The sequence below is a fragment of the Enterobacter sp. Bisph1 genome, from assembly GCF_000814905.1.
In the GTDB taxonomy this organism is placed as follows: Bacteria; Pseudomonadota; Gammaproteobacteria; order Enterobacterales; family Enterobacteriaceae; genus Kosakonia.
Genome location: NZ_JXAG01000034.1, coordinates 16545 through 28328 on the forward strand (window position 1 = coordinate 16545; position 11784 = coordinate 28328).

Annotated in this window: 13 protein-coding genes and 1 tRNA gene; 6 read left to right on the forward strand and 8 right to left on the reverse strand. The window is 48.1% G+C overall.

What is annotated here, in order from left to right; all coding sequences use genetic code 11:
* Positions 1–197: 197 nt before the first annotated feature.
* Complete coding sequence (locus RW65_RS08535) at positions 198–1580, reverse strand: diguanylate cyclase (protein ID WP_039056298.1); 1383 nt, start codon at positions 1578–1580, stop codon at positions 198–200.
* 393 nt (positions 1581–1973) lie between these two features.
* Between RW65_RS08535 and RW65_RS08540 the strand changes: the two genes are divergently transcribed.
* A complete protein-coding gene (locus tag RW65_RS08540) occupies positions 1974–2567 on the forward strand; it encodes a helix-turn-helix transcriptional regulator (protein WP_231564375.1) in 594 nt (197 codons plus the stop codon).
* Positions 2568–2786: 219 nt separating this feature from the next.
* On the opposite strand, the gene RW65_RS08545 is transcribed toward RW65_RS08540, so the two are convergent.
* From RW65_RS08545 to RW65_RS08565, 5 genes are all read right to left on the reverse strand, one after another.
* On the reverse strand, positions 2787–3419 hold the full coding sequence (locus RW65_RS08545) for a lysophospholipid acyltransferase family protein (RefSeq protein WP_039056300.1): 633 nt from the start codon (positions 3417–3419) through the stop codon (positions 2787–2789).
* A gap of 9 nt (positions 3420–3428) precedes the next feature.
* A complete protein-coding gene (locus RW65_RS08550) occupies positions 3429–4358 on the reverse strand; it encodes a phosphatidate cytidylyltransferase (protein ID WP_039056301.1) in 930 nt (309 codons plus the stop codon).
* Complete coding sequence (locus RW65_RS08555) at positions 4351–4953, reverse strand: CDP-alcohol phosphatidyltransferase family protein (protein ID WP_039056440.1); 603 nt, start codon at positions 4951–4953, stop codon at positions 4351–4353. The genes RW65_RS08550 and RW65_RS08555 overlap by 8 nt, the downstream gene beginning before the upstream one ends.
* Positions 4954–5574: 621 nt before the next feature.
* Positions 5575–5662 (reverse strand) — tRNA-Ser (locus tag RW65_RS08560).
* Positions 5663–5803: 141 nt separating this feature from the next.
* Positions 5804–7432: an ABC transporter substrate-binding protein gene (locus RW65_RS08565; RefSeq protein WP_039056302.1), complete on the reverse strand. Its 1629-nt coding sequence runs from the start codon at positions 7430–7432 to the stop codon at positions 5804–5806.
* A 272-nt stretch (positions 7433–7704) separates the two neighbouring features.
* Between RW65_RS08565 and yccA the strand changes: the two genes are divergently transcribed.
* Together yccA and tusE are read left to right on the forward strand one after the other, a co-directional pair.
* On the forward strand, positions 7705–8364 hold the full coding sequence (gene yccA / locus RW65_RS08570; protein WP_039056303.1) for an FtsH protease modulator YccA: 660 nt from the start codon (positions 7705–7707) through the stop codon (positions 8362–8364).
* Positions 8365–8452: 88 nt separating this feature from the next.
* Positions 8453–8782 (forward strand): sulfurtransferase TusE, encoded by a 330-nt coding sequence (gene tusE, locus RW65_RS08575; RefSeq protein ID WP_039056304.1) that lies wholly within the window; start codon positions 8453–8455, stop codon positions 8780–8782.
* Here the strand turns inward: tusE and yccX are convergent.
* A complete protein-coding gene (gene yccX / locus RW65_RS08580; protein WP_039056305.1) occupies positions 8779–9060 on the reverse strand; it encodes an acylphosphatase in 282 nt (93 codons plus the stop codon). The genes tusE and yccX overlap by 4 nt on opposite strands.
* A gap of 93 nt (positions 9061–9153) precedes the next feature.
* Here yccX and rlmI point away from each other — a divergent pair, with 93 nt between their 5' ends.
* Together rlmI and hspQ are read left to right on the forward strand one after the other, a co-directional pair.
* Positions 9154–10344 carry a 23S rRNA (cytosine(1962)-C(5))-methyltransferase RlmI gene (gene rlmI / locus RW65_RS08585; protein WP_039056306.1) on the forward strand — a complete coding sequence of 397 codons (1191 nt, stop codon included), beginning with the start codon at positions 9154–9156 and terminating at the stop codon, positions 10342–10344.
* A 59-nt stretch (positions 10345–10403) separates the two neighbouring features.
* Positions 10404–10721 (forward strand): heat shock protein HspQ, encoded by a 318-nt coding sequence (gene hspQ / locus RW65_RS08590; protein ID WP_039056307.1) that lies wholly within the window; start codon positions 10404–10406, stop codon positions 10719–10721.
* Positions 10722–10750: 29 nt separating this feature from the next.
* On the opposite strand, the gene RW65_RS08595 is transcribed toward hspQ, so the two are convergent.
* Positions 10751–11164: a CoA-binding protein gene (locus RW65_RS08595; RefSeq protein ID WP_039056308.1), complete on the reverse strand. Its 414-nt coding sequence runs from the start codon at positions 11162–11164 to the stop codon at positions 10751–10753.
* A 137-nt stretch (positions 11165–11301) separates the two neighbouring features.
* Between RW65_RS08595 and mgsA the strand changes: the two genes are divergently transcribed.
* The gene (mgsA, locus tag RW65_RS08600; protein WP_039056309.1) at positions 11302–11760 is read left to right on the forward strand and encodes a methylglyoxal synthase; all 459 of its coding nucleotides are present in this window, start codon (positions 11302–11304) and stop codon (positions 11758–11760) included.
* Positions 11761–11784: the final 24 nt, after the last annotated feature.

An 11784-nucleotide genomic window follows, 5' to 3' on the forward strand; every position in this document is an offset into this window, starting at 1 on the left:
CCTTATTTTGTGTCCCAAAATTAGAAGTGTGACATAAATATGGCATCGCGCCGCAACAAGATATACGGAGTGTGCACTGGCGCAAAAAGCGGTGTGGCCAGGATAAACGCCTGTTCTACAAGCTGCGAGAAATATACGTTTAACGGCAAGGGCTCACAAAATGAGCCTGCCGTTTCTTATCCTGTATGCGTAAGCCGTCAGGCCGCGGGCTTTGAGAGTTCGACGCGATTGCGGCCCTTCTTTTTAGCGATATAGAGCGCCTCATCGGCAACCTGAATTAACCGTTCGTAATCAGGATGTCCACTGAACATTGCCGCGCCGATAGAGAGCGACAAGGCAATTTTTTCGCCCGACGGCGACATAACCGCCGTTCTTTCGACCCCGCTACGGATGCGTTCAGCAATGCGCAACGTATCAAACTCAGAGGCTTCCGTCAGGATAATGACAAATTCGTCACCGCCGTAGCGGAAAACATAATCGCTGCTGCGCACATTATCGTAAAAAGCAGCGGAGACTTTGCGCAGAATATCATCCCCCGTGAGATGTCCCCAGGTATCATTGATTTGTTTAAATTTATCGACATCAATCAGCAAGACGGAAAGTGATGTTTTCATGCGATTAGCATGGGCGATTTCACGTTTAAAAATCGTTGGTAAGAAGCGGCGATTAAGGAGTTTGGTTAATACATCCATGCCTACTTCATGGCGGGAAACTTCCTCAAATAATTCACGCTGCATGGTGAGAATTTGTGAAACCGTATTTCTGACCTGGATCAGAAACTGGGTGCGCTGCGTGCGATTATTTAATGGTCGTGTGCTGGTGCGGGTTTGACGAAATAGTTCATCGAGATCCTGGATCAGGCGAGAAATATGTCCGACTTCAGCAATACCGCTAAAGTAATGCCGACCTTTATGGTTAAACCACAGGCCAAAGTCGGACTGGCTAAGGCTCAGACTATTGCCTAAATCAGCATCCATAAGGATTTTATAGACCAGATCAATTTCCCAACTTAACAGTGCGGCGCTCTGGCGCTCTTTTTCCTCTTCTGCGTTTTCCATCAGCGCGAATATACGGTAGTTTTCGTCCTCTTTGGCAGAGTTATGCTCGGTGAACGTAAACGCCCGCGACATCACTTCCATCGCCAAATCAATACTGTTAATGGCAAAATGATATACCTCAAGCTTCTCGGCAGCCTCATATGGAGCAGCATTGATCACCGGGAAGAGGATTTTTTTCAAAACCCGAAAGCCCATTTCCACGATTTCGACAGCGATACCAATACGCGCGTGAATCGTGGCAACATGTTGTTGAATAGCGATAATGCGATCTATGTCGCTTACCTGGCAGGTTAATACATCGACGATCCACTGCGCCAACGCGCTTTTAAGATGCCTTTCAACTTGATCATTGGAGAGGAACTCTTCAGCATGGGGATCGATAAGCACGATGCGGTAGAATTCCTGGCTAAGGATATGCGCATGGTTTTTGCCGACTTCTGCCGTTAAAACGCGGATATGTTCATCTGTTTTATCAATATGATGAACCCACTCGCCTCTTATTAAGTTAAGATAATTTTCCATTACTTAGACCCTTACGATAGGTTATCCGCTTCTCGCCTGCGCGCATCGCTATGGGGCATATCGCAAGCTGAACAGACCTTTAAAAAACTTTTCAGCACCGCCTCTCATTTTTATAAGATATTCTGTTCTCAAACCCTGCATTAGCAATATAAAAAACCAGTTCGGCGTAAGAAAGCAAACGGTATTTTTTGCTTGCAAAAACAGTAAGTTCCGATAAAACCTGTCACAAGTATAGACCGCATATGCATAAATACAATTGGTCTCTCTTTCTTCATATAACTTAATAAAATATTATTTAAGATTTTTTAATTACGAGTTTATTTCAGCACCCGTTAGAGTTTGCCATTCACAATACAGATAATTCCAAATGGCTTCTGAATGTTGAGCAACTCTATGAAAATTTATACAGTCAGTGATGATTTTTACTTGCAACAAGGCGTTATTTCATTAGCGAGCATGTATGGATGGGATGCTGTCGCTCATAACTTAAATTCATCCCTGTTCCGCCAACTGATGCCAGACGACATTGTCATTCTTCATCTCAATGTAAAAAATAGCGCTCATGCGAAAGCTATTTCCCCGCTTAATAGAATTTGTAAGCTGTTAGTGATAGTCAGCGCAGTAAGAGATATTGTGATTAGTGAGTCCGATATGGTCGTTAAATCAAGAGACTCCCTGCGCAGTATTTTAGGCGCTATCAGAATAGTAGTCAGAAAGAACAAAAAATTACCTTCGAGAGTCAGCGAACTCAGCGATATTGAGAATGTTATCCTGAAAGAATCCCTGAAAGGAAAAAATATCCATCTGATAGCGAAAACGCTGAATATCCCACCCAAAAGAGTGTACGCTCATCGCAATAAAGCCTGTAAAAAACTAGGCGGTAAAAAAATCAGTGACCTGCTTTTGCTGCGCGATAAACTTCTCGAAGAGCCGTCAGGCTGGTTTACGAACTCGTCTGCGCTACACGAACCGGACTACAGCTTTTAAAAGAGGCAAAGCCAGGATAAGCCGCTTGTTTCAGGCCATTGTGCAGCAGGCGGTTTACTTCCCGGTTAAGTTTCCAATAGGTGGCGGCATGAACAGGCCGGGCGTAGCGTCTTTGTTAGTGCATGTCATCGGCTTTCGCATAAAAAAATGCATGATGGAAAATAAATAACTCACCCGCAATCGACGTCATAGGGCCGCCATGCCTCAAGGCCTTAGTGGTCAGGGTATTTTCTTTGTCGCTTGCTGCTGCAATGAAAGAAAACGACCTAGTAGCTTATTTTTAAACCCTTCTTTATCTGCCTCATAAAACAGTGGGTCATCAATATACACGTCGATAAAAAAAGGAATGGGAAACTTTTGTCCTTTACCCATCGCACGATCCAGACCATGCATATAGATGGGGATGATTGGAACATCCGGACATTGCTGACTTAAATACCAGATTCCGGATTTAATCTCCGAGAACTGTCCGGGTTCACCCCGGGTTCCCTCAGGAAAAATAATCACAATCTTTTTTTCTGCCAGCGCATCGACACAAGCCTGTAAAGGGTTAGCCTGATGGGCCCCTCGATAAACAGGAATAATACCGATAACTTTCAATGCAAACCAACCCACGAGTTTATTTTTAAGGAAATAATCAGCGGCGGCAACCGGCTGCACATTAACCAGAGTAGAAAGTGGAAACAGTGTAAAAAGCGTCAGCACATCCAGATGGCTGTTGTGATTAGCGACGATAATTGCCGGGCCGTGTTTGGTTAATTTTTGGCGGTTAGCAACCGAAACGCCAAGCCAGATCCACACCACGGGGTAAGCGATGCATAGCGTAAAAATCCAGCGCAATACGCGATTCATAACCATCTCTCACATATAGAAGTAATAATAAAAGTGGAAAAAAAGTGGCGCGGTATAGATCAGCGAATCTAACCGATCGAGGATTCCCCCATGGCCAGGCAGTAATTTTCCTGAGTCTTTGACACCAAAATCTCGCTTAATAGCGGACATAACGACATCACCACAAAAGCCACTGATGCCGATAAGGGCGCCAGCGATAAGCGAATGTGTCCAATTCATCTGGGTTAATAACGGTCCGAACACAGCAGCTAAAAATGTGGTTGTGAGCACACCGCCGATGAGTCCAGCCAGTGTTTTATTAGGGCTGACTTTCGGAGTGATTTTTATTTTGCCCAGCGATTTACCCCACAGGTATTGAGAAATGTCGTTCAGTTCCGTCAGGGCAACAAGAAAAATCACCAGCAGCGCCCCGGATCGACCATCAGCGTTGGGAAGCGTCAGCAGGTAAGCAACGTGGCTCAGCGCAAAGACGCTCGTCATCATGCCCCAATGCATGACCGATGCAGAATGGAGAAAACCTTTCGTATCGCCTACCAGAACCATTCTGGTGGGCAAAAATAAAAAAACATAGACCGGAATAAAAATAATGAACATTCCGTACCACGACATTCCCGTCCAGACATATTGCACAGGAATAGCGGCGTATAGCCAAAGCAAAGGGATACTGTCCGAGCGTCGCGTCGGAGCAAGCGTCAAATACTCCTTTAATGCCAGGAAGCTGATAAAACCGAAGAAGGTAAGTCCCAGCCATTTAGGCGACAATATCGCCACTGAAAAAAGGCAGATGATGACCCACCAACTGGTGATTCGCTGCTGTAGTTCCAACCAGTCTCGCTGCGGGTAACATTTTTTCAAGGTGAAAATGAGCAGTGTCGCCAGCAACAAAATGCTGAAAATACCGCTGAGGCAATAATAAAGCGTATGCTGAGAGTCAGGCATTTTTCACCTCCATTACGCTACGACAGCGATTGAGGCAGGTCCAGACAAGCAACAACGCGAGCACACCAAACAGGATATTAACCGTAGGGATAAACTGCGGCCAAAAGGCAATCACAAGGCTTATCGCGCCGAGAATAAAGGCGCGATCGCTTTTCCCCATAGGTCCAGCGTAATTCCGTTCACCTGTCAGCGTTTGAGCTATCACGCCACAAAATTCAGTAAGCCAGGTAAGAAGCACCACCAGCACGACAAGCCATGACATCATTCCGGCTAAAAAAGCAAAAGTGAGATAAAGTGCAGCGTCGGAAATAATATCGCCCACCTCATTAAGTATGGCTCCGGATGCGGATTGTTGGTTGAATTCCCGGGCTAACATACCGTCAATGGCATTCAACGCCATCCGGAAAAACAAAAAAACCGGCATTGAAATAAAGAGTAACGGTTTAGAAAAATAGAGGAGTAATCCGCCCAGGATTACTGATGTCATCATTGCCAGTAATGTGATTTGATTGGCCGTTACGCCTTTTGCATGAAGCCGCACAACGACTGGGCGAAGTAAATTTTGAAACTTGGGTTTGATGTCATACAACGTCACGTTATGGCTCCTGCCGTTTTTAAGCATGGGTTTAATTCTTTTCGCGTAAAATTAGAGATTAATCCTTTACTTCTAAAAAATTTTTATTCAGTTCTAACTCCTGCGGGTTTGCTATTGAAAGTAACAACCACCAGTGCGCATCTATCGAACATAATACTATCAAGAGCAGTTTTTGTGGTTTTCATCGTACTATGCAGATCTTTTCGTTTTTTAAAACAATGGGCAATATCTTATCTTTATTTACAAGAAATAAAAGCGTAACTCAAAGAATTTAATAGCATGTCATTTAATAAATCCGTTACGAGAGATTATTTAAGTATATTACCCTATGGTTATTCAGTAGTATTACGGAAGGGTAAACGTGGAATATATAAGCCATTACTAATAATTAAATCTCTTTAATATTCTGAGTAAATATATTCCAGCCACCTACTGCCCTGTGCTTGATAAATTTTCAAATGCGGGGTTTGAGAGTGATGCCAGCAATTTATCCCTTCGGCTTGATCAAGAAGCCGTCATGGCTTAGTCATCCCACACCAGAGGACAGGAAGTGCTATGAGGTGGCATCAAGATAAAGGCCAAAAAAAAACCCAAGTCGCAAAACGACTTGGGTTTCATATTTGGCGGAAGCGCAGAGATTCGAACTCTGGAACCCTTTCGGGTCGCCGGTTTTCAAGACCGGTGCCTTCAACCGCTCGGCCACACTTCCGGTGTGAGGCGCACTATAAACATCCTCGGCTCCTGTGTAAAGCCATTGAATGTTCGTTTGCCTGAAAAAACAGCAAAAGTGCGTCGGTAGCCTGAAAAATCAGCGCAATGATCGAATATTCAGCACATTGCGCACGCCCTGTCAGTGTTTTTTGATGTAGATATCTTTTGTTAAGTACACGCCGAGGCTATCAGGGGCAAAGCCGCCGACCCAGGGCTTAACAAGATGTGTACGTACATAGTGGTAAACCGGTATAGCCGGAACGTCGTCGGCGAGGATCTTCTCGGCCAGCTGGTAATATTTCCCACGCTCGGCAACATCCTTCGCTTTCGCGGCATTGTGCAGCGCTTCGTCATAGGCGGGGTTGCTGTATTTGCTGGTATTTTCGCTGTCGCCGGTACGGAAGTTATTCAGGAATGAAGCAGCATCAGCATAATCGGCAATCCAGGCATAGCGCACCGCATCGAAATTACCGGTGTGCATGGTATCCAGCATGGTTTTCCACTCCTGGTTTTGTAGTTTCGCATTGACCCCGAGGTTCTTCTGCCACATAGAGCTTGCGGCAATGGCGATGCGCTGATGGGTTTCCATGGTGTTATACAGCAGGTTGAAACTCAGCGGGTGTGCATCATTGAAGCCAGCCTCATTGAGCAATTTTTTCGCTTCGGCCAGCCGTTTTTCCCGCGGCCATGACGCGTAATCCGGCAGCGGTATTTTAACGCCGCCAATTTCAGGCTGGCTGATGACCCAGGCGGGGCGTTGCCCCTGCGCCATCACTTTTTCCGCGATGACATCTTTATCCAGCGCCATATTCAGCGCACGGCGCACGCGAGGATCGTTAAAAGGCGCCTTAGTGGTATTAAACTGGTAGTAATAGGTCGCCAGCTGTGGTGCGACGTGCACCTCATCGCCTAAGGTTTTCTTTAACTGTGCGAACTGATTAACCGGGATGGTGTAGGTGATATCAATTTCACCTGCTTTGTAGCGGTTAATGTCCGCCGTTTCGGCGTTAATGGGCAAGTAGGTGACTTTATTGATCACCGTCGCATTGTTGTTCCAGTACCGCGGATTGCGCTGCGCGACAATCCGCTCGTTCACCACCCAATCGGTAATTTTATAAGCGCCACTGGTGACAATATGTTCTGGCTTGGTCCATTTATCGCCAAAGCGATTAATCAATACGCTGTCTACCGGCACCAAAGAGGGATGCGCCAGCATAGGCAGAAACGCCGCCGTCGGTTGTGTCAGGGTTATCTCAAGGGTCGCATCATCCAGCGCTTTCACTCCCAGCGTATCGGGGGATTGTTTACCCTGCGCTATCTCTGCCGCATTGAGGATATGCATATTACCCGGATAACTGGCATACGGAGAGGCGGTCTTTGGCGAGACTAATCGCTGCCAGCTCCATACCACATCTTTCGCGGTAATCGCTGTACCGTCGGACCAGGTTATTCCCGGGCGCAAGTGGAAAATCCAGACGGTATTATCCTTCGTTTCCCATTTTTCCGCTAAACGCGGTTCAATATTCCCCTCTTTATTAACTGCTACCAACCCTTCAAAAATATCGCTAATAATGTTGAATTCGACGTCGCTCTCCACCTTATGCGGATCCAACGAAGCGGGCTCACTGCCATTGTTACGTACCAGTTCCTGCGTTTCCGCCAGCGTCGTTCCTGCCGGCACCGTCGCCGCAAACGCGCCGCTGCAGGCGCTCAGAATGCCGACGGCTAATAATGAAAGTGCAATATGATTACGTTTTTGTGGTTTCATGTCCTTTCGCCTTAATAATGTGTTTTATAACGACGCGATAACACTCTTAGCGCCCATAGGGTTATATAGCAATAGAATTCAGCGACCTATAAGGCAGCGATATGGATTTACCTCACAATTATCTGTTTATGCTGTACCGCTCTCATTTCTACGCACAAAACCCTGTGCTGGTAGCGGTCCTTGATGAGTAAAGATGGGTAAAACAACTTTGTCGCTACGCAAGACTTTTCTAGACTCGGCAATCAATTACATCTGTCATAAGAGAGTGACTCATGGATCGTATAATTACTTCATCGCGTGACCGCACTTCCCTGCTCAGCACGCACAAAGTTTTACGTAACACCTATTTTCTGTTAAGCCTGACGCTGGCCTTTTCCGCTATTACAGCCACAGCCAGCACCGTATTGATGCTGCCTTCTCCGGGCCTGATTTTGACGTTGGTGGGGATGTACGGCTTGATGTTTTTGACTTACAAACTGGCCAACAAACCGACCGGTATTCTGGCGGCGTTCGCTTTTACCGGCTTCCTCGGCTATATCCTCGGCCCAATGCTTAATGCTTATCTGTCAGCCGGCATGGGCGACCTGATTGGCCTGGCGCTCGGCGGTACAGCGTTAGTCTTTTTCTGCTGCTCTGCATACGTTTTGACGACGCGTAAAGATATGTCCTTCCTCGGCGGCATGCTGATGGCGGGCGTGGTCGTAGTCTTGATCGGCATGGTTGCAAATATTTTCCTGCAGCTGCCAGCGTTGCACCTGGCTATCAGCGCCGTGTTTATCCTCATCTCCAGCGGCGCTATTCTGTTTGAAACCAGCAACATCATTCGCGGCGGGGAAACGAACTATATCCGTGCCACCGTCAGCCTGTATGTCTCGCTGTACAATATCTTTGTCAGCCTGCTGAGTATCCTGGGCTTCGCCAGCCGCGATTAAGCCAGTTTGACTGTTACCCAGCCCCGCTTATGCGGGGCTTTGTTTTTTGCTACACTCCCGCCGTTATTGACTCACGCTGCGAAAAATTATGTTGATCTTTGAAGGTAAAGAAATCGAAACCGATAGCGAGGGCTATCTGAAAGACACCACCCTGTGGAGTGAAGCCTTAGCGCCAATCATTGCGGAGCAAGAGAGTATCAACCTCTCGCCTGAACACTGGGAAGTGGTGCGCTTTGTGCGCGAATTTTACCTGGAATTTAATACTTCTCCCGCCATCCGCATGCTGGTAAAAGCCATGGCGAACAAATTGGGCGAAGAGAAAGGAAACAGTCGCTATCTGTACCGCCTGTTTCCTAAAGGCCCTGCTAAACAGGCGACCAAAATCGCCGGCTTGCCAAAACCGGTGAAGTGCATTTAATAGCGAATACCAAAGTGGGTCCACTCCCTGCCGGGTTGATGAGGTTCTGCCAGAACCTTGTCCACCCGGGCACTTCGCGGGCCGCCTGCCTTCAACCACTCAATTAGCTGATTAACCGCTTGTTCATTTCCGCAGGCAACCACTTCGACGCTGCCATCGTCCAGGTTACGTGCGTATCCCGTCAGCCCTAGCCGCTGTGCTTCATATTGCGTGCTATAGCGAAATCCCACGCCCTGCACCATTCCATGTACCCAGGCAATTTTGCACACATCTGCCATCTTTAATCCCCCTTTCCACGCGGGCGCGTTGCATTTGCCCGGCGAACCCGTAACAATAGCGCCCATTTTCTTATGATTACAGAATAGTCGAATATGAGCGTACGTTTAGTGTTAGCCAAAGGGCGTGAGAAGTCATTATTGCGCCGTCATCCCTGGGTTTTCTCCGGCGCGGTTGCGCGAATGGAAGGCAAAGCCAGCCTCGGTGAAACGGTGGATATTGTTGATCATCAGGGTAAATGGCTGGCGCGCGGTGCCTTATCACCGGCATCACAGATCCGTGCGCGCGTCTGGACATTCGATCAAAACGAAAGCATTGATATCGCCTTTTTTACCCGCCGCCTGCAACAAGCTCAGCAGTGGCGCGACTGGCTGGCTCAACGCGACGATCTCGACAGCTATCGTCTGATTGCGGGCGAATCGGACGGCCTACCGGGCGTAACGATTGACCGATTTGGCGATTTTCTTGTCCTGCAGCTGTTAAGCGCAGGCGCCGAATATCAGCGTCCGGCCATTATTTCTGCTCTGCAGGCCCTTTATCCGCAATGCGCGATTTACGATCGCAGCGACGTTGCGGTACGTAAAAAAGAGGGGCTGGAGCTGACGCAAGGCCCGGTAACAGGCGAACTTCCTCCAGCCTTACTGCCTATTAAAGAGCACGGCATGAAATTATATGTCGATATTCAGGGCGGACATAAAACAGGTTACTACCTCGATCAGCGTGACAGCCGACTGGCAACGCGCCGCTATGTTGCGGACAAACGGGTTCTCAACTGTTTTTCTTACACCGGCGGTTTTGCGGTTTCTGCGCTGATGGGAGGATGCCGACAGGTTGTTAGCGTCGATACGTCCCAGGAAGCACTGGATGTTGCCAAACAAAATATCACCCTGAATAAACTCGATTTAAGCAAAGCGGAATTTGTCCGCGATGACGTCTTTAAGCTGCTGCGCAAATATCGCGATCGGGGGGAAACCTTCGATGTCATCGTTATGGATCCGCCAAAGTTTGTGGAAAACAAAAGCCAGCTGATGGGTGCCTGTCGCGGTTATAAAGACATCAATATGCTGGCTATTCAGTTGCTGAATCCCGGCGGCGTGCTGCTTACGTTCTCCTGTTCTGGTTTGATGACCACCGATTTATTTCAGAAAATCATTGCCGATGCCGCTATTGATGCCGGGCGTGATGTACAATTTATAGAGCAGTTCCGTCAGGCCGCCGATCACCCGGTGATTGCTCCCTACCCGGAAGGGCTCTATCTGAAAGGGTTTGCCTGTCGCGTCATGTAACTTGAATTTTGGAACCTGGCCCGCATATTAAGGGGTAGATAAGTTCCCTGGAGGTGACAATGAATGCCAGCAAATTCGGTATCGGTCAGCAGGTTCGCCACTCCCTGCTGGGATATCTGGGCGTTGTGGTCGATATCGATCCTGAATATTCACTTGATGAACCGTCTGCAGATGAGCTGGCGGTCAACGACGAATTACGTGCGCTACCCTGGTATCATGTGGTGATGGAAGATGATGATGGTCAGCCAGTCCATACCTATCTGGCGGAAGCGCAGCTGACGAGTGAAATTACGGAAGAGCATCCGGAACAGCCTTCGATGGACGAACTGGCGCGCACCATACGCCGACAGCTTCAGGCTCCGCGCCTGCGTAACTGATAATACCCCGCCTGCTGCGGGGTATTTTTTTATTTAGCCAGCCCTAATCGCGGGATCTCGATGGCCGGGCAGCGATCCATTACCACCGACAAACCGGCTTCGCGCGCCAGCACCGCAGCTTGTTCATTAATAACACCCAGCTGCAGCCACAGCGTTTTCGCACCCACAGCAATCGCCTCCTGCGCGACGCCCCAGGCCGCCTCTGAATTACGAAAAACATCGACCATATCGATTTTTTCAGGTACCTCGGCAAGAGTGGCATAGCCCTGCTGCCCAAGCAGCGTCGTACCTGCAACTTTCGGCGAGACCGGAATCACGTGATATCCCTGATCTAACAAATATTTCATCACGCGATAGCTGGGGCGATCGGGTTTGTCACTTGCACCAACCAGCGCGATAGTCTGGGTCGATTGTAAAATAGCGGCAATATCGTTTTCTTTCATGGTTTCCTCCCGGCGATGTCACCAAAGTGTAAATCAAACAGACCCACTCAACCATTTTCATCTTTTTTTATCTACTTCTCTTGCAGCATCAGTCGCTTCCAGTAATCTGTAGCGAAAATAACTCACGGAAACCGATGATGGAAACAACAACTCGTATCTTACCCGTACGCAAACATATTGCCCTGGTTGCGCACGATCACTGCAAGCAGCTGTTAATGAAATGGGTAGAGCGGCATCAGTCCATACTGGAGAATCATGAGCTGTACGCCACCGGGACTACCGGGAATTTACTTCAGCGGGCGACGGGCCTTAACATCAATGCGATGTTAAGCGGCCCAATGGGCGGCGATCAGCAGGTGGGCGCTCTGATTTCGGAAGGCAAAATCGATGTGCTGATTTTTTTCTGGGATCCGCTAAATGCCGTGCCGCACGATCCAGATGTCAAAGCCCTCTTACGTCTGGCGACGGTGTGGAATATTCCAGTGGCCACCAACTTATCGACGGCGGATTTTATTATCGAATCGCCGAAATTTAACAGTAGCATTGAGATCATGATCCCGGATTATCAGCGCTATCTGGCCGAACGGCTTAAATAAGAGATGGCGGCCGTTGTGGCCGCC

What these genes read in the sequence shown, in the direction of transcription:
- yccX (WP_039056305.1), bottom strand. Translation starts at nt 9,060, where the DNA reads ATGGCAGATGTGTGCAAAATTGCCTGGGTACATGGAATGGTGCAGGGC.
- RW65_RS08545 (WP_039056300.1), bottom strand. Translation starts at nt 3,419, where the DNA reads ATGAATCGCGTATTGCGCTGGATTTTTACGCTATGCATCGCTTACCCC.
- RW65_RS08535 (WP_039056298.1), bottom strand. Translation starts at nt 1,580, where the DNA reads ATGGAAAATTATCTTAACTTAATAAGAGGCGAGTGGGTTCATCATATT.
- RW65_RS08540 (WP_231564375.1), top strand. Translation starts at nt 1,974, where the DNA reads ATGAAAATTTATACAGTCAGTGATGATTTTTACTTGCAACAAGGCGTT.
- RW65_RS08595 (WP_039056308.1), bottom strand. Translation starts at nt 11,164, where the DNA reads ATGAAAGAAAACGATATTGCCGCTATTTTACAATCGACCCAGACTATC.
- tusE (WP_039056304.1), top strand. Translation starts at nt 8,453, where the DNA reads ATGTTGATCTTTGAAGGTAAAGAAATCGAAACCGATAGCGAGGGCTAT.
- yccA (WP_039056303.1), top strand. Translation starts at nt 7,705, where the DNA reads ATGGATCGTATAATTACTTCATCGCGTGACCGCACTTCCCTGCTCAGC.
- mgsA (WP_039056309.1), top strand. Translation starts at nt 11,302, where the DNA reads ATGGAAACAACAACTCGTATCTTACCCGTACGCAAACATATTGCCCTG.
- rlmI (WP_039056306.1), top strand. Translation starts at nt 9,154, where the DNA reads ATGAGCGTACGTTTAGTGTTAGCCAAAGGGCGTGAGAAGTCATTATTG.
- RW65_RS08550 (WP_039056301.1), bottom strand. Translation starts at nt 4,358, where the DNA reads ATGCCTGACTCTCAGCATACGCTTTATTATTGCCTCAGCGGTATTTTC.
- hspQ (WP_039056307.1), top strand. Translation starts at nt 10,404, where the DNA reads ATGAATGCCAGCAAATTCGGTATCGGTCAGCAGGTTCGCCACTCCCTG.
- RW65_RS08565 (WP_039056302.1), bottom strand. Translation starts at nt 7,432, where the DNA reads ATGAAACCACAAAAACGTAATCATATTGCACTTTCATTATTAGCCGTC.